Annotated in this window: 20 protein-coding genes; 10 read left to right on the plus strand and 10 right to left on the minus strand. The window is 72.5% G+C overall.

Annotation, left to right across the window (positions count from 1 at the left end; all coding sequences use genetic code 11):
• Positions 1-415: 415 nt before the first annotated feature.
• The 3 genes from AB0C21_RS39715 to AB0C21_RS39725 all read right to left on the minus strand — a co-directional run bounded on the left by AB0C21_RS39715 (position 416) and on the right by AB0C21_RS39725 (position 2901).
• Positions 416-901 (minus strand): hypothetical protein, encoded by a 486-nt coding sequence (locus AB0C21_RS39715; RefSeq protein WP_500211350.1) that lies wholly within the window; start codon positions 899-901, stop codon positions 416-418.
• Between the two features lie 49 nt (positions 902-950).
• Positions 951-1931 (minus strand): ArsR/SmtB family transcription factor, encoded by a 981-nt coding sequence (locus AB0C21_RS39720; protein ID WP_500211351.1) that lies wholly within the window; start codon positions 1929-1931, stop codon positions 951-953.
• 451 nt (positions 1932-2382) lie between these two features.
• Entirely contained in the window at positions 2383-2901 is a 519-nt protein-coding gene (locus tag AB0C21_RS39725) for a MarR family winged helix-turn-helix transcriptional regulator (protein WP_500211352.1), read from the minus strand.
• A gap of 178 nt (positions 2902-3079) precedes the next feature.
• Here AB0C21_RS39725 and AB0C21_RS39730 point away from each other — a divergent pair, with 178 nt between their 5' ends.
• From AB0C21_RS39730 to rox, 3 genes are all read left to right on the plus strand, one after another.
• Positions 3080-3613 carry a PadR family transcriptional regulator gene (locus tag AB0C21_RS39730; RefSeq protein ID WP_500211353.1) on the plus strand — a complete coding sequence of 178 codons (534 nt, stop codon included), beginning with the start codon at positions 3080-3082 and terminating at the stop codon, positions 3611-3613.
• The gene (locus AB0C21_RS39735; protein ID WP_500211355.1) at positions 3610-4347 is read left to right on the plus strand and encodes an ABC transporter ATP-binding protein; all 738 of its coding nucleotides are present in this window, start codon (positions 3610-3612) and stop codon (positions 4345-4347) included. The genes AB0C21_RS39730 and AB0C21_RS39735 overlap by 4 nt, the downstream gene beginning before the upstream one ends.
• A 358-nt stretch (positions 4348-4705) precedes the next feature.
• The gene (gene rox / locus AB0C21_RS39740) at positions 4706-6133 is read left to right on the plus strand and encodes a rifampin monooxygenase (RefSeq protein WP_500211356.1); all 1428 of its coding nucleotides are present in this window, start codon (positions 4706-4708) and stop codon (positions 6131-6133) included.
• A gap of 119 nt (positions 6134-6252) precedes the next feature.
• Here rox and AB0C21_RS39745 read toward each other — a convergent pair whose 3' ends face one another.
• Positions 6253-7134: an NAD(P)H-binding protein gene (locus AB0C21_RS39745; protein ID WP_500211357.1), complete on the minus strand. Its 882-nt coding sequence runs from the start codon at positions 7132-7134 to the stop codon at positions 6253-6255.
• A 97-nt stretch (positions 7135-7231) separates the two neighbouring features.
• Here AB0C21_RS39745 and AB0C21_RS39750 point away from each other — a divergent pair, with 97 nt between their 5' ends.
• Positions 7232-7810 carry a TetR/AcrR family transcriptional regulator gene (locus tag AB0C21_RS39750; RefSeq protein WP_500211359.1) on the plus strand — a complete coding sequence of 193 codons (579 nt, stop codon included), beginning with the start codon at positions 7232-7234 and terminating at the stop codon, positions 7808-7810.
• Between the two features lie 50 nt (positions 7811-7860).
• Complete coding sequence (locus AB0C21_RS39755; RefSeq protein ID WP_500211360.1) at positions 7861-8235, plus strand: hypothetical protein; 375 nt, start codon at positions 7861-7863, stop codon at positions 8233-8235.
• Here the strand turns inward: AB0C21_RS39755 and AB0C21_RS39760 are convergent, their stop codons facing one another.
• On the minus strand, positions 8236-9411 hold the full coding sequence (locus tag AB0C21_RS39760) for a hypothetical protein (RefSeq protein ID WP_500211362.1): 1176 nt from the start codon (positions 9409-9411) through the stop codon (positions 8236-8238).
• A gap of 265 nt (positions 9412-9676) precedes the next feature.
• Here AB0C21_RS39760 and AB0C21_RS39765 point away from each other — a divergent pair, with 265 nt between their 5' ends.
• The gene (locus AB0C21_RS39765) at positions 9677-10927 is read left to right on the plus strand and encodes a tyrosine-type recombinase/integrase (RefSeq protein WP_500211364.1); all 1251 of its coding nucleotides are present in this window, start codon (positions 9677-9679) and stop codon (positions 10925-10927) included.
• A 145-nt stretch (positions 10928-11072) separates the two neighbouring features.
• Here AB0C21_RS39765 and AB0C21_RS39770 read toward each other — a convergent pair whose 3' ends face one another.
• Complete coding sequence (locus tag AB0C21_RS39770; protein WP_500211366.1) at positions 11073-11519, minus strand: hypothetical protein; 447 nt, start codon at positions 11517-11519, stop codon at positions 11073-11075.
• A gap of 264 nt (positions 11520-11783) precedes the next feature.
• Between AB0C21_RS39770 and AB0C21_RS39775 the strand changes: the two genes are divergently transcribed.
• On the plus strand, positions 11784-12962 hold the full coding sequence (locus AB0C21_RS39775) for a DUF3500 domain-containing protein (protein WP_500211367.1): 1179 nt from the start codon (positions 11784-11786) through the stop codon (positions 12960-12962).
• A 100-nt stretch (positions 12963-13062) separates the two neighbouring features.
• On the opposite strand, the gene AB0C21_RS39780 is transcribed toward AB0C21_RS39775, so the two are convergent.
• A complete protein-coding gene (locus AB0C21_RS39780) occupies positions 13063-13509 on the minus strand; it encodes a nuclear transport factor 2 family protein (RefSeq protein ID WP_500211368.1) in 447 nt (148 codons plus the stop codon).
• 50 nt (positions 13510-13559) lie between these two features.
• Here AB0C21_RS39780 and AB0C21_RS39785 point away from each other — a divergent pair, with 50 nt between their 5' ends.
• Entirely contained in the window at positions 13560-14072 is a 513-nt protein-coding gene (locus AB0C21_RS39785) for a MarR family winged helix-turn-helix transcriptional regulator (protein ID WP_500211370.1), read from the plus strand.
• 130 nt (positions 14073-14202) lie between these two features.
• Here the strand turns inward: AB0C21_RS39785 and pdxR are convergent, their stop codons facing one another.
• Entirely contained in the window at positions 14203-15621 is a 1419-nt protein-coding gene (gene pdxR / locus AB0C21_RS39790; RefSeq protein WP_500211372.1) for a MocR-like pyridoxine biosynthesis transcription factor PdxR, read from the minus strand.
• A 47-nt stretch (positions 15622-15668) separates the two neighbouring features.
• On the opposite strand from pdxR, the gene AB0C21_RS39795 reads away from it, so the two are divergent.
• Positions 15669-16877: an MFS transporter gene (locus tag AB0C21_RS39795; RefSeq protein ID WP_500211373.1), complete on the plus strand. Its 1209-nt coding sequence runs from the start codon at positions 15669-15671 to the stop codon at positions 16875-16877.
• Positions 16878-16914: 37 nt separating this feature from the next.
• Here the strand turns inward: AB0C21_RS39795 and AB0C21_RS39800 are convergent, their stop codons facing one another.
• Together AB0C21_RS39800 and AB0C21_RS39805 are read right to left on the minus strand one after the other, a co-directional pair.
• The gene (locus AB0C21_RS39800) at positions 16915-18453 is read right to left on the minus strand and encodes an FAD-dependent monooxygenase (RefSeq protein WP_500211375.1); all 1539 of its coding nucleotides are present in this window, start codon (positions 18451-18453) and stop codon (positions 16915-16917) included.
• A gap of 183 nt (positions 18454-18636) precedes the next feature.
• Positions 18637-19632 carry a helix-turn-helix domain-containing protein gene (locus AB0C21_RS39805; RefSeq protein WP_500211376.1) on the minus strand — a complete coding sequence of 332 codons (996 nt, stop codon included), beginning with the start codon at positions 19630-19632 and terminating at the stop codon, positions 18637-18639.
• A gap of 101 nt (positions 19633-19733) precedes the next feature.
• Between AB0C21_RS39805 and AB0C21_RS39810 the strand changes: the two genes are divergently transcribed.
• The gene (locus AB0C21_RS39810) at positions 19734-20765 is read left to right on the plus strand and encodes a saccharopine dehydrogenase family protein (protein ID WP_500211378.1); all 1032 of its coding nucleotides are present in this window, start codon (positions 19734-19736) and stop codon (positions 20763-20765) included.
• Positions 20766-20945: the final 180 nt, after the last annotated feature.

The raw sequence follows: 20945 nt of genomic DNA on the forward strand, positions 1-20945 counted from the left end.
TGATGTCGAATCACTAGCGTCATTCGGCCCGCGAGGGCCGTACCGCCGAAGGGGTCCGTCAGTACACGCCGAGAAACCAACGGATATCCCTGACCTGCACTGACGTGGCGAGTGCGGTCAGCGGTGCCGGCGGGCGGGGTCTTGCTTGGCGAGGGCGGCGCCGACCGCTTCGGCCGTGACGTTGGTGTAGATCGCCAGGGAACGGATGTTGGCGTGGCCGCTGAGGCCCATCCAGTTCCGCCAACGCCGCGTGCGGCTCGGCTCGCGCCCGCGCCGGTAGCCATGTTCACCCCGACGCCGGCGGCCACCGCAGCGGCACCCGACAGCAACGGCGCATACACCACCGCGACCGCCAGATCGATCAGAGCCCGCCCCGCATCACGCGACCATCGGCAGAAAGGTGTAGAGCACATGCTCAGACATCTGGCGTGACCTTAGGGAAGTAGATCGTTCTGCCCGCGGTGGTGACATATCCATTCGACGCAAACACCGGCTTCGAGTGAATGATTGTTTTTCCGAAGCACACCGACCATGAATTCCTGGCCACTCCCGATGGGCTGCACTTCCACCTCCCCAACGGGCCGACCGTCTGATAATCCCAGAGTTCTGCGTACGCTGCTGTGGTGACGGCGCCCCCGCCGTTGTTGCGCACGATCACTGCAGTCTGGACGCCGGTCCTGCTCGCCGACCTAACCGCACAGAGCTGTGCCTTGATATTCCACACCGCGGTGTTGATGGTGTCGGTGCACTTCCATGTGCTACTACTCGAGGTGATCGGGTTGGTGTTGCCGTAAGCACGCCAGGTCCCGGCTGCTGGGGCGGTGTCGGCGGAGGCGGTCCCGACGCTTGCCGCACCCACCCCGAGAACTGACGTGGCGGCTACGGCGAATACTGCGGACACTCGTAGAATTCGCATGTCGATCCTTTCTGGTTTCTCTATTTCCGTCGACTCAGCGGGTGTCGCTGATGTCGACGCCCACGGCGGCGACCGACGTGCCGAGCATGGTGCGCCTGTAGAGCACGCTGCGCCCGTGCCGAGTCGCGGTGACCAGGCCGTTGCGGCGCAATATGGACAGATGCGTGCTGATTCCGCCGGGACTGATCCCGAGCATCTGGGCGAGTTGACTGGTCGAGCGAGGGATGGTCAGGTCACGCAGGATGCTCGCCCGGGTGGCTCCGATGAGCGCGGCCAATGCATCCTCGCTGCGGTTCGTCGACCCGATGTCGCCCCAGGTCCGGCCGATTTCGCGCACCGGGTAGTGCAGTTGGACGTTGCCGGGTGAGCGGTTGACAACGACCAGCCGTGGCCAGACGAACACCGACGGCACCAGGGTGATCGACGCCCGGGCCAGGCCGGTGCAGGCGTGGTGGGCCTTCGTGATGGTGAGTCGTGTGCCGTCGACGCGGATCTCGGGGTGCAGATCGGTGAACATCCCGTTGAGGCCGTCCCGCGTGGCGCGCTCAGCGCGCTGGCCGACCTCGGCATCGAGCGCCGCGCGTAAGTGCGGACGGATCGGGGCCAGCACATGTTCGGCGTAGTTGTGAAGCGCCCGCACAAGCTGAGCCCGGCCGCTCTCGCCGCTAAGTGGAGCCGGCACCGGTGCGGGCGCCCATACCTGCGACAGTTCGGCTTCGTACCGGGCTAAGGACAGCGCCTCGACGCCGGCAAGCTGGTCGTCCAGCGAGACGCTGGGGTCCAAGTCGGCCGGGTACAGGAAGTCGGGGACGAATCTGCCGTCCGGGACCGCCAGCCGCAGCAGCCGCAGATCCTCCGCCGCCACCTGGCCGGGCACGTGCCGCAGCAACGGCCGCAGAAGTGGTACGGATCCGGGACTCCCGAGCGCCCGCAGGCTGCACGCCAACTCCCCGAGCGGGGAGTACCCCATTCTGGTGGCCCAGAGCGCATCGACGCCCAACTCGAACTCGATCACATGCTTTGCCCCCTCAAGCCGCCCGCAGCCCCCTGCGAACACGAGGCCAGTATGCAGAACCCGAAGCCCGGGACCTAAGGATTCACGCACCGCGGAAACCTCACCAGCGCCAGACCCACGAGCCAGGCGCCGCTGCCACCGCGCTGACCCGCCGTCAACCCGATCGAGGATCCTGTGCGGGCGCTGACGTCCAGGACGGCGGCGATCTCCGCCACAGCGCCGCCCAGCGTGAGGTACTTGATCAGCTCCTCTCGTCCGATGTCCGGGAACGAGCGCAACTGCTCGCCTGCCCATCGGACAGGAACCGGGTCGACACCGCGCCGGCGTCGTCACCCCCGGCAGCAGCACTCTCACCGCGCCGCCAGGTCACCCCTTCGGTGAAGACGCTCTTGGCGCCGTCCCGGTGTTCCACACCCGTGCTCTGGCGGTCGGGTGAGCTGGGCGGGCGGTGTCAGGGGTCGCCGGGGGTGGTGTCGAGGGTGGTGTCGCCGAGGGACTCCAGGAGGGTGCGGAGGGCGCCGGCCAGGTGGGCGCGGTCGGCCGGAGACAGCGCCGCCAGCAGGCGCTCCTCGTTGGCGGCGTGCAGGCCGACCACCTCGTCCACGATCTCCAGGCCGTGTGGCGTCAGGCGGATCCGCACCGACCGGCGGTCACCGGTGTCGCGCACCCGCTCCACCAGGCCCCTGGCCTCCATCCGGTCGATCCGGTTGGTGATCGCCCCCGAGGTGACCATCGCCGCCCGCAGCAGCGCCCCCGCCGTCAGCTCGTAGGGGGCGCCGTGCCGGCGCAGCGTCGCCAGCACGTCGAACTCCCAGCTCTCCAGCCCGTGCGCGGCGAAGAACTCCTTCAGCTCCCGGCCGAGGAGCGACTGCGCCCGCGAGATCCGCCCGATCACGCCCATCGCCGACACGTCCAGGTCGGGACGCTCGCGGCCCCACTGCGCCAGGATCGCGTCCACCGCGTCCGCCATGTCCCGCCCTCCCGCCACAATCTCAACGTTGAGATTATCAATCGGGCGCGGCCGAGGCTGGGACATGGCGGGCGTCCGCACCCGCTCCAGCACGCCCCCGAACCCCAGAGCCGGGGCGAGCCCGTTTGACGTCCGCAGTAGATAACCGCTATCTATTGGCTAGCCGTTAGGGGGATGCATGCAGGACGCAGTGCTGGCGATGCTCGCGAAGGAGCCGTCGCACGGCTACCGCCTGCGCGAGCGGCTGCGGCGCGATCTCGGGCCGCTGGGACGGTCGATGAACGCGGGCCAGATCTACGTGACCCTGGCCCGGCTGGAGCGGGCGGGACTGGTCGCCTGCGAGCGGGCGGACGGGCTGCCGGACCGGCCCGACCGCAAGGTGTACGCGCTGACCCCGGCCGGACAGCAGCGGGTGGCCGCGTGGCTCGCCGAGGTCGACTGGCCGAAGCCGGATCTGGCGGAGTTCCACCTCAAGCTCGCCGCGGCGGCCGCCGCCCGGCTCGCCGATCCGGTGGAGCTGGTGGACGCGCAGCGCCGTGAGCTGATGCGCCGCTTGGGCGAGGCGCAGCGCGCGTCGCTGGCCGAGGAGGACGGCTCCACCGCCGGCCTGCTGCTGGAAGGAGTCGCGCTGCGGCTCCAGGCGGACCTGCGCTGGTTGGAGGCCTGCGAGCGGGTCTGGTCGCGGCGCGGAGATGAAACCGAGGGCGTATGAACGAGTTCGGCGGTGTGCTGCAGGTCCGCGACCTCACCAAGGAGCACGGCCAGGGGCAGGGCCTGGTCCGCGCGGTCGACGGAATAGACCTCGACGTACCGGCGGGGCAGACGCTGGCGGTGACGGGGCCCAGCGGCTGCGGGAAGTCCACCCTGCTGCACCTGCTCGGCGGCCTCGAGCGGCCGACCTCCGGCCAGGTGTGGCTGGCCGGACGGCGCATCGACACCGTGGACGAACGCGGCCTGGCCCGGCTGCGGCGCCGGTCGGTCGGGTTCGTCTTCCAGGCCTTCCACCTGATCGAGGAGCTGTCGGCGGCGGAGAACGTGGAGCTGCCGGCACTCCTGGCCGGACGCTCGGCGCGCGCGGCCAGGCGCCGCGCGGCCGTCCTGCTGGAGCGGTTCGGGCTCGCCGACCGCGCCCGGCACCTGCCCTGGCAGCTGTCGGGAGGACAGCGCCAGCGGGTGGCCATCGCCCGCGCCATGGCCAACGAGCCCCGGGTCCTGCTGGCCGACGAGCCGACCGGGAACCTGGACACCGCGGCGACGCGCGACGTGCTGAGGATCTTCGCGGACCTGCGCGCCGCGGGGCAGACCCTCGTGATCGTCACGCATGACGAGCGCGTCGCGGCCACCGCGGACCGGCTGGTCTCGATGCGCGACGGGACGTTCATCGACGACACCCGGCTGGCGGGCGGCACCGGACGCCTCGACGGCCTGATCGGACTCGACGGCTGAACGCCGCAGTCCGCTTCACGCGGCGGTGGTCGCAGGTGAGGTGGCGCGGCTGGGACGACGGTCCTGCGCGGGGCCCGGTCGGTCGCGTGGCACTGGAGGGTGGGAGCCAACACACGCCCTCCATTTTCAACTTATAGCGGAGCAGGGGGCTTGCGGCAAGACCCCGGTCGTGCCGCAGAATCGTCGGCCGAGGCCGGTACCTGCGTAAACGGCGAAGCGACCCGTGCGCGTCGACGTGCGGGCAGGGGTGCCTTCGCGCGCCGCCGGCGAGGCCCGCACCGCATCCGCGGGGAGTCGGCGCGCGCGGGAGAGCCGAGCCGGCGGGACGGCCGAGAACCGCTCTGGTGAATGGGGATTCATGATCGACGTGATCGTGGTCGGCGGCGGGCCGACCGGCTTGATGCTCGCCTCCGAGCTGCGCCTGCACGGGGTGCGCGTGCTCGTCCTGGAGAAGGACGAGGAGCCGCCACCGTTCGTGCGCGCGCTCGGCCTGCATGTGCGCAGCATCGAGGTGCTGGACCAGCGCGGCCTGCTGGAGCGGTTCCTCGCGCACGGCCGCAAGCACCCGCTGGGCGGCTTCTTCGCCGGCATCAGGAAGCCCGCGCCCGAGGGGCTCGACACCGCGCACGCCTACGTCCTCGGCATCCCGCAGCCCGTCACCGACCGGCTGCTGGCCGAGCGCGCCGCCGAGCTCGGCGCCGAGGTGCGGCGCGGCCGCGAGGTGGTCGGCGTGAGCCAGGACGAGCACGCGGTGACCGCCGAGCTGGCCGACGGGACGCGGCTGCGCTCGCGCTACCTCGTCGGCTGCGACGGCGGCCGCAGCACGGTCCGCAGGCTGCTCGGCGTCGGCTTCCCCGGCGAGCCCTCCCGGGTCGAGACGCTTCTGGGCGAGATGGAGGTGACCGCGCCGCCCGAGACGCTGGCCTCCGTGATGGCCGAGGTCCAGAAGACCCAGAGGCGGTTCGGCCTCATGCCCGTCGGGGACGGGGTCCACCGGGTCGTCGTGCCCGCCGAGGGGGTGGCCGAGGACCGCTCGGCACCGCCGACGCTCGAGGACTTCAAGCGGCAGCTGCGGGCGGTCGGCGGCACCGACTTCGGCGTCCACTCCCCGCGCTGGCTGTCCCGTTTCGGCGACGCCACCCGGCTGGCCGAGCGCTACCGGGTCGGCCGGGTGCTGCTGGCAGGGGACGCGGCGCACGTCCACCCGCCGGTGGGCGGGCAGGGCCTCAACCTCGGCATCCAGGACGCGTTCAACCTCGGCTGGAAACTCGCCGCCGAGGTCGGCGGCCGGGCGCCGGAGGGGCTGCTGGACAGCTACCAAACCGAGCGTCACCCCGTGGCCGCCGACGTGCTGGACAACACCCGCGCGCAGATGGAGCTGCTGTCCACCGAGCCGGGCCCTCGCGCCGTGCGCGGGCTGCTGTCGCAGCTGATGGACTTCGACGAGGTGAACCGGTACCTCACCGAGAAGATCATCGCGATCGGGATCCGCTACGACCTCGGCGACGGGCATCCGCTCGTCGGCCGCCGGCTGCGGGACGTCGAGCTGAAGCAGGGCCGCCTCTACGAGCTGACGCACGGCGGCCGCGGGCTGCTGCTCGACCAGACCGGCCGGCTCTCGGTGGCGGGCTGGGCGGACCGGGTGGACCACGTCGTCGACACCGGGGAGGACCTCGGGGTCCCCGCGGCGCTGCTGCGGCCGGACGGCCACGTGGCGTGGGTCGGCGACGACCAGACGGAACTGCTCGACCGCCTGCCCAGGTGGTTCGGCGCTCCCGCGGACTGAGCGCGCGCAGGGCGCGGCGCCGTCTCGGATTTCGCGCACGCGCCCTGGGCCGGCCACCCCTGCCCGCGTCCACGCGGCCTGCCCGGTCGCGGCTCCAGGTGCCGCCGGTCCCGGGACGCTCAGGCGTCGACGGCCGGTTTGAGCACTTCCCGGCACCACTGGCGGAAGCCGGTGGGCGTCGTGGCCTGCGGGGTGCGCGGCTGCGCGTTGTAGATGCCCCGGTCGACGGCGTCCGCCATGGCCACGGCGCCCTGCGCCCATGCCTCGCTCATCCCGTGCTGCACGAGGGTCGCCTTGTGGGCTTCGCCGGAGATCCGCTGGTAGCGGACGGGCCGCTCCAGCACCTCGGACATGATCTGCGCCATGTCGTTGTGGGACAGGTCCTCCGGGCCGAGGAGCGGGACGTCCTCCTGCCCGGTCCACGAGGCGTCGAGGAGCAGCCCGGCAGCGGCGGCCGCGATGTCCCGCGTGGCGCAGGTCGGGATCTTGCGGTCGCCGGAGAGCGAGGAGAAGAACACGCCCTGGCTCTTCAGGGACTCGACCTGCCAGAGCATGTTCTCCATGAATCCCGGCGGGCACAGGGAGCGGTAGTGCACGCCCGTGCTCTCGATCAGGTCGTCCATGGCGAACACCGCTGAGATCTGACCGGCGTTCCGGGCCGTTCCCCGGCCCAGGCTCGAAAGGCCGATCACTCGCTCGACGCCTTGGCTGACGACCGCCTCGCACAGCGGCTCGACGAAGTCGAGCATGTGTCTCGGGAGGCTCTGGGCGCGGGGGTTCGGGGGCACGATCCACAGGACGCAGTCCGCGCCCGCGAACGCCTTGGTGACGACGCCGACGTCGTCCGTCGCGCCCTGGACGACCTCGACGCGTTCGCGCATCCGCGCGGGCAGGCGCGAGGGGTCGCGGGCGATCACCCGGACGGGGCGGTCGCCGTCGTCGAGGACGCCTTCGAGGACCTGGCGGCCGATCTGGCCGGTGGGAGTGGTGATGACGAGCACGGGACCTCCAGTACCGCACCGAAGTTAACCGGAACCGGAATCCCGGTTCCTGTTTGCGCCTGCACAGTACCGGAATTACGCTTCCGCTTGTCAAGCCATGACCGAGAACCCACGGCCCCTGCGCGCCGACGCACGCCGCAACCGCGAGCGGATCATGAGATCCGCCGGCGAGCTGTTCGCTCGCCTGGGCCACCGTGCCCAGATGGAGGACATCGCCGCGCACTGCGGCCTCGGGATGGGCACCCTCTACCGCCACTTCCCCAACAAGAAGGCGCTGCTGACGGCCATCGTCCAGGAGCGCTTCCACGGCATGGCCGGCCTGGCCCGCGCGGCGGAGGAGATCGACGACCCGGCCGAGGCCCTGGAGGCGGTCCTGCGCGGCTACCTGGAGGCCGCGAACGGCGACGCGGGCTTCCAGCTGGCGCTCATGGGCTCCGACGAGCCGCAGTGGGAGGACGTCCTGCGGCAGAAGGCCGAGTTCGCCGAGGCCGTCGCCCGCATCATCGACCACGCGGTCGCGTCCGGGCGGGTCCGGAGGGACCTCACCTTCGGCGACTTCACGATGCTCGCCAACGGCGTGATCGCCACCATGTACTTCAAGCCCGGCGGCCACGCCGACTGGCGCCGCCACCTGCAGATCGTGCTCGACGGCATCCGCGCCGGCGCCCCCCGCTGACGCCGGCCGCTCTAGCCCCTGTCCACGTCGCGGGGCGGGGCGGGCGTCAGGTGGTGAGGTCGGCCTCCGGGTCCGGCACCGCCACGGCCCAGGTCGCCTACCGGGGCGCCGCAGGCGTCTTCGTCCACCTGCCGGTGGCCGCGGAAGAGGACCGCCGGCTCTTCGCGGACAACATCCTGACCGCCGTCCGCGCCGCCCGGCCGGACCGCGTCGTGTTCTCCACCAGCGGCTTCCCTCTCGACCCCGCCATCGGCGGTGCCGCCGCGGCCCTGGCCGCCGGCCTGGCCGACAGCGGCGTGTCCCACGCGGCGGTCGCGCCCGAGCTGTACCTGGAGAAGCTGCTCATGCCCTTTGTCCTCGACTCGATCCGCGAGCGCGGCGTGCTGACCTACCCGACATCCGTCGGCGCGTTCCACCGACCCTGATCAGACCTCTTTCGAGGGCCCGCCGCCGGACGGTGCGCCGCTGCCGTCCGCGGCGGGCGGGGCGGGCTGCGGTACGGGGCGGGCGTGCTCGGCACGGATGGCGCGTTCGAGGTGCGCGGTGGCGGCCTCGCGGGCGGCGTCGCGTTCCGCGGTCAGCGCGTCGATCCGCGCCTGCAACCGGGTGGTCTGGACGAGCAGGTTCTCGCGGGCGGTGTCGCGTTCTCCGATCGCGCGCTCGACGGCCTCATCGGCCCGCGTGTCGGCGGCCTGGGCAGCCTGTTCAGCGACGGTGAGAGCGGCTCGCAGCCGGGCGAGTTCGCTGTGCGCCGTTTCCAACTGCTCAGTGGTCGCACCGAGGGCGCCCTGGGCCTCTGTGAGCCGACCGCTTGCCTGGTCGAGCCGGGTGCGCAGGTCCTGCTCACGCGCGCGAGCCTGGTCGGCGGCACTCTGCGCCTGGTCCTGGACGTGTTCCAGGCGGCGGCCGACCCGGTCGAGCTCGCCCCGGGCCTGGGCGAGGTCGTGTTCGGTGGATCGCAGGCGTTCGTGGACGTCCCCGAGCTGGTCCTGCAGCGTGCGGGCGGTCTCCTCGGCGGCCTGCCGGGCCGTGGTCTCGGCCTGGGCGGTGGCGCGCGCGGCGCGGGCGACCTCGTCGGCGGCCTCGGCGCGCTCCTCGGCGCGCCGGCGGGCGTCGTCGGCGGCCGCGGCCGCGGCGCGGGCGGCGTCGTGGCCCTGCTCGGCACGGCGGCGGGCCTCGTCGGCGGCGCGGGCGCGCTCCTCGGCCCCGGCCGCCTGCTGCTCCAGCGCGGTGTTGCGGTCGACGACGGTGGCGACGATCTCCTCGATGCGCTCGGCGGCCTGCGTCTCCCGGGCGGCGCGGGCGCGGGCGTCGGCGGCCATGCCGGTGAGCACCGCGCGCAGTGCGGCCAGGGGCTCCTTGACCGCGGCGGCGGACGGGCTGCGGCCCGCGGCGTGCGCCTCGGCCTGGCAGTCCTTGACCGTCCGGCCGTCGGCATCGCGTTCGGTCGGGCAGTACTCCGGCCGCCGGCCGCGGGTCTTGGGCGGCCGCGGCAGCGGGGTGTCGCAGTGCTTGCACCGGCCCCACGGCGCGTCCGGATCCGCGCCGGCCGGAAGCCGCCGCCCGGAGGGGGCCTCCGGGTCGCCCCCCGGCTGCCCCACCGGTGCACCGCCACCGAGTCCCTCGTCCGGCGTTCGCGCGCCTTCTGATTCAGCAGTCGCCACCGTCTCGTCCTCCCGTGTCGGCGCTTCCCGTCACCTGGCCGTCTCAACACGGCGCTCGCCGGGCGGGTCCCTCCGCAGACGCGCCGGAACCGGCACCCGCGAGGACCCGCGCGTCGATCATGCCACAAACCTTGAAATGAGAAATAGAAAACCGCCGATACATTTCTCGGAGAAGAAATCAGACCAGCGCATAATCCGGGTTATGCGCTACGCTGTCAGCGTGATCAACGAGGACGCTCAAGACCTGCTCGAAGGTGTGGTGCTGCCGTCCACCGGGCCGGCGCCCGCGGACGCCTCGGTGCGGGAAGCGCGTCCCCTCCCCGAATCAGGAGAGGCGGAGGGCGCCGCTCCCCCACCCGCTTCCGCAGGCCGATCTGCGGCAGGGGTGGTGAGAGCGGAGGCCGGAACGTTGGCGCGTCCGGCCACCCCGCTGGCCGCTGACGCGCTGGCCAAGCTGGACGCCGACCTGGGGCAGGTGCAGGTCGCCCGGATCGGCGGCCGGCGGATCCACCGGCGACGCATCGAGCTGCTGGCAGAGGCGTGCACGCCGCAGACGTTCGCGCTGGTCCTGGACTGGCTGAGCAGCACTCGCCGCGGCTCGGCCGCCACCAAGCGCACCTACGCCGACGACCTGCGCCGGGTCTGGGCGCCGCTGGCCCGCGAGCTCGGCCACGACGCGTTCTTCATCGGCTGCCTCACCCGCGAGCACGTGCGGATGTGGCGGCTGCGCCAAGAGGCCGCCGGTGTCGCGGCGCGCAGCATCGGCCGCTACGTCGCCTGCCTGTCCTCCCTGCACTCCTACGCCGCCGGGCGGATGGACCCGCCGCCCGCCAACCCGGTCACCCAGGACGACCGGCCCCGCGTCACCGCCGAGCGCACCGCGGGATCCACCCCGGTGCTGGAGGTCGACCAGGTCCGCGCGGTGGCCGCGTGCGCGACCGGCGACCTGGACCTGCTGGTGGTGATGCTGCTGTACAGCCTGGCCGGACGGGTCACCGAGCTGTGCGCCGCCGACGTGACCGACCTCGTCCGCGACGGCGACCGCAGCGCCCTGTCCGTCATCCGCAAGGGAGGCAAGCGGCGGACGATGCCGCTCCCGCGGCGCTGTGCCGACCTGCTGCACCGGCACATCGGCGCACGGACCCGCGGTCCGCTCCTGCTGGACGCCAAGGGAGACCGGCTGGACCGGCACGACATCGACCGCATCACCACCCGGCTCGGCCGCGCCGCCGGCGTGCTGCCCGGCCGGGACCTCACCCCGCACGTGTGGCGGGCCTCGCGCATCACCCACATGCTCGACGCCGGAGTCCCGCTCGCCGAGGTGCAGGAGTTCGCCGACCACGTCGACCCCGCCACCACCGTCGGCTACTGGGAGCGCCGCACCAAGCACCTGCGCGCGACCGCGCACGCCGACCAGGCCGCCGGCCTCTTCGACGACCTCCTCGGCCACTGACCGTCCAGGCCAGGTGCAGAAAGAGGACGCCAGTCGGTGCCACCACTACTCGGCCACGCCGATGTCTTGCCGCAGATGGCAGGGCGCTTCACGCACCGTCCGGCGACCGTTGCCGCAGGGGGCGATCAGCGACGCCACGGAGACGTCATCGGAGGAGGCTCCGGCCTGAGTCGGGCGGAACGGCGGCGACGGCCGCCGCATGGTTTTCGAGGATCTGCAGCAGGTGAGGCAGGGGGACGAGTTCGCGTTCGCGCCGCACGAACGGGCCGATGGCCTCCCAAGTGCGGGCGACTCTGTCGTTGAGCGTCATCAAGTAGCGGTCATCGATGATGCCCAGCCGTTCGAGGACCACGAAGTTGTGCAGGAAGAAGGCGACGTCATAGACGGCCTCTTGGGCTTCCGCCGGCAGGCCGGAGATCCCCTGTTCGGGGTCGTGTTCGATCCCGAGACGCTGAACGACGTATCTGTGGTGTTGATGGAACGCCGGTGACCGGAAGTCGTCGAGCAGCGCCAGGTACGCCGGAAGGTAGTTGGCGCGCCTCATGGACGACACCTGCTGGAAGGCGAAGTAGACCGAGCTCAGCAGCGCCATAGCGGACAGGACGATCGCGACACTGTTGAGAACCACCGTTCCACCCTTCGCCTGCGACCCCGTACACCTATAGACAGACCCGTGCGCGCCCCGGTTCCTGGCCCCTTGAAGCCGCGCCGCTCCTCTGGCGGCATCTCCATCCGGAGGCGGTAACGAACGGGTATGCGCTGAGGCAGAGACTTCATGGAGCCGCCCACAACACTGGCTGCGCGGGAACCATCACCTCTATGGTCAGGTCGGACGTCTCCGAGGAATGGAGCGCGCATGGTCAGTGACGACGGCGGTGTGGCTCCCGATCCCATGACGCGAGCACGCGAGAAGGCGGCGGCCTCCATGAGCGTCGCCGCCAGCGCCTGGGTGGACGCTCTGGACGACGACCAGTTGTCCTTCGCGGTCCTGCCTTCCCCGCTCGACTCGACCGCGGAGACAGAGCGGCTGCGGTGGTTCTTCACCCCGACCGATCACGGCGGACTCGCCGTCCGTGACCAGAATGCCCACCAGCAGAGCTTGGCCATGCGGTTGGTCGCCACCGGACTGTCGGCTGAAGGCTTCGCCGCCGTCGCCACGGTGATGGGCCTGGAGAACATCCTGGACCAGGTCGAGGGGTGGGGGTCCCGCTGGGGACGCCGGCGCGGACGCGACCCCGGGCTGTACTGGCTCAGGCTCTTCGGCCGTCCGGGGGACGAAGTCTGGGGCTGGCGGTTCGGCGGCCACCACATTTCGCTGAACTATCTGATCATCGCCGACCGGCTCGTTGCCACGACTCCCTGTTTCATCGGGGCCGACCCTGCCAGGACCGAGTTCCTGGGAAGCACCCTTCGGCCCCTACAAGGGGCCGAAGAGGCAGGACGCGAACTGCTCTCGACCTTCCGCGCGCCCCAGCTTCGGCAAGCGCTGCTCCACACCTCCGCGATGTCCAACATCGTTTCCGGCAACAGGCCGCGAGTCCGCCACGGCGACACGATGATGCACCTTCAAGACCTGTGGCGCGGACGATTCTCCGACCCCGAGCTGGACGCACTCGTCAACGACATCGACCGCCGGGCGGAAGCGAACAGCGGATACACCGAGGCCGACCACGCGCAGGTCGCGATCACCATTCCGCCCAAGGGGATCAGCGCTCAGGATCTGGACGAAGAACAACGCCACCTGCTGCGGCGGCTTCTCACCCGCTACACCGGCAGGGCTCCACAGGACCTCGCCGCGGCACACCGCGCCCATCATGCCCGGGACTCCGTGCTCGACGAGGTCCATTTCGGTTGGGCCGGCGGCACTGACGAGGGTGAACCGCACTACTACCGAGTCCAGGGCCCGAACATCCTCATCGAGTACAACAACACTCAGCGGGACGGCAACCACGCCCACTCGGTGTGGCGCGACCTGCATTCGGACTTCGGGCTGCGTGAACTGGCCGAGCACCGAGCACGCCCCCTGCCCTACTGACGTATCGCGGGAACCGGCCTCATCCACCCGACCGGCACGAAGCATGCCGTACCCTGCCCGGCCACCGTTCTGGCTGCAGGAGTGGTGGCCGGCGTGGAGGCTAGCTCGTGAGGTCGGGTGCGGCGTCGGGCGCTGTCGGTTCGTAGCAGTCGTAGTTGCGCTGGGCGACGATTCGACCATCCTCGATCCGTAGGAAGGCGGCGATGCGCGCCCGCAGGACGTGTCCGGCGGGATAAGGGCCGTACGGGGCCGCGAGCCTGCCCCACCACTCCACCTCGAGCGCCACCTGGTCGCCGGCGGCGATGGCGTTGCGGACCTCGAACCGCTGCTCCGCCATGGCGTCTTGGCCGCGTTCGGCGGCCTCTCGCATCGCGGCGAGATCGCGTACCGCCCCGTCGGGGAAGAGCAGGTTGGGCATTTCCTCGTGGACCATCTCCGGCGCGAGGAACCGGGTGATCTCCTCGGCGGACGCTCCGTCGGACACCGCCCGGTGATAGCGGACGGCGAGGTCGATGTTCCGGGATTCCCGGTCACGGTCGTGCGACATGAACACAACCGTAGTTGCACAACTGTGGTTGTCAAGTGCAGGCTGGGTTCATGGAGTCATCATCAGCCGCTCCGGACGGCGGGTCGGTTGCCGTGCGCCCGGAGGATCTCGATCTAGGCAGCCTCGCCTTGTTCGTCGGCCTGGCGGCAGCCGAGGAGGTGCGCCGGGACATCGAGCGGGAGGGCTTCGCCGGGTTGCGGTTCTCGCACGGCTATGTCTTCCAGCATCTCGTCGACGCCGAACCGACCATCGGCGAGCTGGCCGCCCGGCTGGAGATGACGCAGCAGGGCGCCTCGAAGGCGGTCGCCGAGTTGGAACGCCTCGGGTACGTCGAGCGAGTGCCCGACCCGGCGGACGCGCGGATCCGGCGGGTCCGCCTCAACGCGAGGGGACGGGCGGCCGTCGAAGCCGCACGGCGCGGCAGGGCCGCCCAGCAGGAACGGATGGCGCGCCGCTGCGGGCGCGAACGGCTCGACACCGCGCACGCCGTCCTGGTCGAACTGCTCGACGCGCTCGGGGGCGCCGACGGCGTACGCCGTCGCGATGTCCGTTTCCCCTCCTGACGCCCGCTGACGCTGAACTCGTTGCCTCCGACGGCCAGGACCGTCCACGGCGCCGCTCTCCGGCCTGAGTGCACGATTCAGCGGTGACCAAGGCTCCGCCTGGCTCTTGGTGTGTCGTGCGGCGAGGGTGTTATGGCGAACAGGCGTCTAGGGCTCGGGTCAGGGCGTTGAGGGCTGCCGGGTAGGCGTGTTGGCTCGGGGTTCCGAAGCCGATGATGATGCCCTGGGGGTGGTCTCCGGGGGTGTGCCAGCGGTCGCCTAGTCGTCCCACGGCCAACTCCTGGGCCGCCGCGGCTTCGAGCACGTCCTGCTCGGTGGGGCCGTCGGCGGGCAGGCTGATCAGGACGTGCAGGCCGGCGGCCACCCCGTGGACGGAGAAGGCAGGGGAACGCCGCCGGGAGTCTAGCCTGGTCAGCAGGAGGTCGCGGCGGCGTCTGTAGCGCAGCCGGCTGGCGCGGACATGCCGGTCGTAGGCGTGGCTCGTGATGAAGTCCGCCAAGGTCAGCTGGCCGATGCTCTCGGTGTGGCGGTCGTCGTGGCGCTTGGCCTCGACCAGTGGTTCGAGGAGGTGGCGGGGGGACACGATCCAGCCCAGCCGCAGCGCGGGCCCGAGGGTCTTGGAGACGGTGCCGACATAGGCGACATGGTCGGGTGCGGTGCCCTGGACCGCGCCGATGGGCTGGCGGTCGTAGCGGAACTCGCCGTCGTAGTCGTTCTCGATGACGAGGCGGTCGGTGGAGCGCGCCCAGTCGACGAGGGCCCGGCGGCGTTCCGGGGCGAGCGTCCCTCCGGTCGGGTACTGGTGGGCGGGGGTCAGTTCCACGGCGTCCACCACCGGAAAGCCGGGGGTGCCGAGCAGGTCTGTCCGGGCCCCCTTCCCGTCCACCGGAAGCGGGACGACGGACGGGCCGTTGCGGCGGATCACATCGCGGTGGAAGGTGACGCCGGGATCCTCGGCGGCGATGGCGGCCGCGCCGAGCACGCGGCTGAGCAGGGCCAGGGCCTGGACGTATCCGCCGGTGATGACGATCAGGTCGGGTGACGCCAGGACGCCGCGGGTGCGTCCGAGGTACTCGGCGAGGGCGGTGCGCAGTTCGATCCGGCCGCGCGGGTCGCCGTACGAGTAGGCGTCCCCCGCCGCGTCGCCCAGGGCGCGGCGGGCGGACCGCAGCCAGGCCGCGGTCGGGAACGCGGAGGCGTCCGGACGGCCGGGGCGCAGGTCGTGCCTGAGCCGAGGGGGCACCGGCCCGGGTGCTCCGCCCGAGTCCTCGGCGGCACCGCGGGGAAGGCGGGCCACGACCGTGCCCGAGCCCTGGCGGGCGGCCAGGTAGCCCTCCGCGACGAGCTGGTCGTAGGCCGCCTTGACGGTGCCGCGGGACAGGCCCAGTTCGGCGGCGAGCCTGCGGGTGGCGGGCAGCCGCGCCTCGGGCGCGAGCCGTCCGGCTCGGATGGCGGCCCGGAGGGCCTGCTCCAGGCCGGCCCGGCGCCCGGCCGCCGGGTCGAGCTCCAGATGGAGATCGACCCCGGAAATGGGCCAAGATCCTGACACGAAAGCGGATCTTACCGTCGCTCCATTTCCGCCGTAGCGTCGCCGACGTGATCATCGAGGCGCTCGGACGGTGGGCCGGCGGGACGGACCGCACGCCCCGCCGCATGGTGTGGCTGCTGGCCGCGGCGTACGGCCTGACCATCGCCAACCTGTACTACTGCCAGCCGCTGCTGCCGCAGATGGCGGACTCCTACGCGGCGTCCTCCTCGGTGGGGTACCTGACCACCGCCGGGCAGCTCGGCTACGCGCTGGCGCTGCCGCTGGTCGTGCCGCTCGGGGACATCGTCCGCAGGCGTCCGCTGGTCTGCGTGCTGCTCCTGGTCGACGCGGCGGCCCTGGTGGCGACCGCCACGGCTCCCACCGCCGGTGCGCTGCTCGCCGCGGGGGCGGTGATCGGCCTGGCGAGCGCGAGCGTGGTCAACATCCTCGTCCCCTACGCGGCCACGACCGCCGCCGACCACGAACGCGGCCGGGTGGTCGCGACGATGCTGAGCGGCGGGCTGGTGGGCATCCTGCTGTCGCGCACGGTCGCCGGACTCACCGCCGAGTTGTTCGGCTGGCGCGTCCTGTACCTGGCGTCCGCCGCGGTGACGCTGCTGCTCGCCGCCGCGCTGGCACGTGCCATGGCGCCGTCGGCGGCGGAGGTGCCGATCGGCTACGCCGCGCAACTGCGGGCGACGGTCCGCCTGGCGGCGAGCGAGCCGGTGCTGAGACGGCGGTCGCTGATCGGCGCGGGCGTGTTCGGATCCTTCGGGGTCTTCTGGACGACCGTGGCGTTCATGCTGGCGGAACCGCCCTACCGGTACGGCGAAGCGGAGATCGGCCTGTTCACGCTGGTCGGCGCCGCGGGCGCCCTCGCGGCGAAGGTCGCCGGACGGGTCGCGGACCGGGGGCGGCAGCGCCCGTGGACCGGTGCGCTGCTCCTCCTGGGGGTGGCCTCGTTCGGGGCGGTGGCGCTCGGGGGCCGCAGCCTGCCGTGGCTCATCGCCGGGCTCCTGGCGATGGACGTCGCGGTCCACGCCACCCACCTGCTGAACATGAGCGTGGTCTACGGCCTCGTCGACGGCGCCCGCTCGCGGATCGCCTCGGTCTACATGACCTTCTACACGCTCGGGGGCGTGGCGGGCACCGCCGCGGGCGCGGCCGCCTACCGGTTCGGCGGCTGGACGGCGGTGTCGGCGACCGGCGCGGCGTTCATGGCCGCCGGAGTCGCCGCGTGGGCGCGCGAAGGCCGCGGAGGTCCCGCCGAAGGCTGAGACGTCCGCGGCCCGCGGGCACGGCGCCCGTGCTCGGTCAGGAACGACCGGGGTCCGGGGCGCCGAACCAGGTGCTGAGCGCCTGTTGCAGCGCGGGCGCGGCGGTGCCGGCGGATTCGTCGAGGGACGCGGCCCAGGCGATGCGGGCGTCCGGGCGGATCAGCAAAACGTCCGCCGGCCGCTGGTCGGTCTTGGCGGTGCGGACGTCGACGCGGTGCCGCCAGTCCCGGGCCGCCTCGCGCAGGTCAGTCCGGTCGGCGAGGTCGAGCAGGACGGGCCGCGCGGTGCGCATCAGGTCGGCGACGCTGGTGACGCCCTGGTCGGTGTGGAGGGTGAGGTCAGGGGCGAAGGCGCCGGCCAGCGGATGGTCGGCGCCCGGCATCGGGTAGCGGATGTCGGCGCCGGACAGAAGCGCACTCATGCGGCGCAGCGGCTGCTCGTCGGTGAGCAGTTCCTGGAACAGCTCCCGGAGCGCTTCGGCGGCGGGGTCGTGACCGCGCCGCAGCGCCACCTGGGCGCGGGCGTGCAGCATGGTGCGGGCGCCGGCGAAGTGGCGTTCGCGGTGGTAGGAGTCCAGCAGGCCGGCCGGCGCCCGGCCGTGGACGGCGGCGGCCAGTTTCCAGGCCAGGTCGACAGCGTCCATCATGCCGGCGTTGATCGCCACGCCGGTGGCGGGGAACAGGTGCGCCGCGTCCCCGGCCAGCATGATCCGCCCGCGGCGGTAGTGCTCGGCCTGCCTGGCCTGGAAGGTGAACCGCGACAGCCGGAGCGCCTCCCCCACCGGCAGGTCCGCGCCGAGCACGCGGCGGATGCTGCCCTGGAGCTCGGCCACCGTCATCGGTGCGTCGTCGTCGTACTCGGTCGCCTCGTCCTCGGTGGTGAAGACGGAGACGGTCTCGGCGCCGGGGGACGAGCCGAGCCCGAACAGGCCGCGGTCGGTCCGGGTGAACCCCGGGTGGATCGCGCCGAAGCCGGGGACGTCGAGGCCGCCGTCGTCGAGCACGGTCACCGTGTCGGGCAGGGTGATCTGGGCCAGCCGGTTGACCTCCGGATAGGCGGTGCCGGGGAAGCCGACGCCGACCAGGTCGCGGACGCGGCTGCGCGCGCCGTCGCACCCCACCAGGTAGCGGGCGCTCACCCGGTAGGGCCCGTCCGGGCCGTGCACCTCCGCCGTGACCGCGGCATCGTCCTGGCTCAACCCGACCACCGGGTGTCCGCGACGGATCTCGGTCCCGAGTTCGCCGGCGCGCTCCTCGAGCAGCCGCTCCAACCGCTGCTGCGGCAGCGGCAGGGCGTGCATCGGGTTGTCCGGCAGGCAGGTGAAGTCGACATGCACCCCGCCGAACGGGAACCGGGGGGCCGGAACGGGGTCGGTGCAGGCCGCTTCGAAGCGTTCCAGCAGGCCCCGGTAGCGAAGCAGCTCCAGGATCTGCCCGCCCAGTCCCCCGGCCTTCGGAACGTCGCGGCGTTGCGGCCGGCGCTCCAGCACCAGCGGCCGTGCACCGGCCGACCGCAGCTCGACGGCCAGCATCAGGCCGACCGGGCCGGCGCCCACAATGATCACATCGGCGTCCATGCACTCTCCTCAGGTGAACGGCACGTGCCGTGCCGACGGCACGCTGCCGTTTCGGATATGAATCGCGGTCACGACGCGGACCGCGCTTGAAGCCGGGCCGGTGGATCGGCTACGGCAGGAGCACGAGAGGGCTCCGGGACGGGTTGGCCGGAAGGCGTCCGGGAACGGGACCGGCGGGGGTCGCTACGCCTGCGATGCCGCGGCCCGCCGTTCGGTGAGCGCGGTCTCGCCGGCGGCGTTCTCGGCGCGGCGGAAGGTGCGGCGGTAGGTGTCGGGCGGGACGCCGACCGTGCGGTTGAAGTGCCGGCGCAGCGTCGTGCCGGTGCCCATGCCGGTGGCCGCCGCGATCGCCTCGATGCTCTCGCCGGTGGTCTCCAGCAGTTCCTGGGCGCGGCGGATCCGCTGGGTCAGCAGCCACTGCAAGGGGGTGGTGCCGGTCACCGACCTGAACTGGCGGCCCAGGTTGCGCGAGCTCATGGACGCCCGGCGGGCCAGGTCCTCCACGGTCAGCGGCTGGTCCAGCCGTTCGATCGCCCAGGGCAGCAGGTCGGCGAGCGGGTGGTCCTCCTGGGCGGGCATCGGGGAGGCGATGAACTGGGACTGGCCGCCCGCCCGGTGCGGCGGCACGACCAGGCGGCGCGCGACCGCGTTCGCGACCACCGAACCCCGGTCGAGGCGGACGAGGTGCAGGCACAGGTCCATCGCGGCGGCCTTGCCGGCCGAGGTGAGCACGGTGCCGTTGTCCACGTAGAGGACGTCCGGATCGACCTCGACCCGGGGGTGGCGCTCGGCCAGGACCCCGGTGTGCGCCCAGTGCGTGGTCGCGCGGCGCCCGTCCAGCAGGCCGGCGGCGGCGAGCACGAACGCGCCCGTGCAGAGGGAGGCCACGCGCGCACCGGCCTGATGGGCGGCGCGCACCGCGTCGACGAGGTCGCGGGGCGGCTCGGCGTCGACGTCGGCCCACCCCGGGACGATCACGGTGTCGGCGCTCGCCAGCCGGTCGAGCCCGTGGTCGGGCTCCAGCCGGAAGCCGCCCGCCTCGACGGGGCCCGGCCCGCAGCGCAGGAGGCGGTACCAGGGCCCGGTCACGCCGGCCGGCGCGGTGCCGAACACCTCGAAGGCCACCGCCAGCTCGAAGTGCAGCATCCCGTCGGTGACGGCGACCGCGACAGTCCTCATGTCCGAAATTGTATGAGGCATGGCGTTCCAGACGCTCGTGCGGGACGGCCGCCGCCGCCATGATCCATCCAGTGGTTCGGACGAGGACAACGGGAGAGACGATGGGTTCGGGTCAGGCGGTCGTGGTGTTCGGCGCGTACGGGCACACCGGGCGGTTCGTGGTGGCGGAGCTGCGGGACCGCGGGTTCGTCCCGGTCCTGTCCGGCCGCGACGCCGGGAAGCTGGAAGCACTGGCGGAGTCCTTTCCGGGGCTGGAGGTGCGGCCCGCGTCGGCCGGCGATCCGGCGTCGCTGGACCGCGCGCTGGCCGGCGCGGCGGCGGTGGTCAACTGCGCGGGGCCCTTCGCCGCGACGGCCGCCCCGGTGATCGAGGCGGCGCTGCGCGCCGGCGTCCCGTACGTGGACGTCGCGGCCGAGATCGAGGCGAACGCCGACACGTTCGCGCACTTCGCCGAGCGCGCCCGCGACGCCGGGGCCGTGGTCGTGCCCGCGATGGCGTTCTTCGGCGGCCTCGGCGACCTGCTGGCGACCGCGGCGATGGGCGACTGGACGGCCGCCGACGAGGTGCACGTCGCCTACGGGTTGAGCAGTTGGCGGCCCACCACGGGGACCCGCGCCTCGGGCGCGGTCTCCCACGAGCGGCGGGACGGCCGCAGGGTCCGCTTCACCGGCGGGAAGCTGGAGTACCACCACGATGCCCTCCCGTCCGAGAAGTGGGCCTTTCCCGAGCCGATGGGCGTGCGGCCCGTCATCGGGGAGTTCAGCATGGCCGACGTCGTCACGATCCCCAGCCACCTGGCCGTCCCCGAGGTGCGCTCGTACATGACGGTGGAGGCGGTCGAGGACCTGTCGGCCCCGGGCACCCCGGCGCCGGCGGCCGCCGACGAGCGCGGACGCTCCGACCAGACGTTCCTGGTCGAGGTCGTCGTGCGCTCCGGCGGCGAGGAGCGGCGCGCGACGGCGAGCGGCCGGGACATCTACGCCGTGAGCGCGCCGCTCGCGGTGGAGGCGGTCGACCGCGTTCTCACCGGCCGGACCAGGGCGACCGGGGTCGCCTCCGCCGGGCAGATGTTCGACTCCGCCGACTTCCTGCACGCGCTGTCCGCACACCTCTCGTTCGAACTGCGCCGGTGACCGGGGCTCTCCGGGCCGATCCGAGCGGACGCCTTCCGGGGCGTCGGCTCGGATCGGCCCGGCGCCCGTCAGATCTCGTCGACGTTCATCGCGCCCTCGTTCGGACGGCGGGAGAGGTCGATGCCGAGCTCCTCCGCGGCGCGGAAGACGTCCTCGTCGGTGTCGCGCATCTCGATGGAC

Source organism: Spirillospora sp. NPDC049024, from assembly GCF_040649235.1.
Taxonomy (GTDB): Bacteria; Actinomycetota; Actinomycetes; order Streptosporangiales; family Streptosporangiaceae; genus Spirillospora.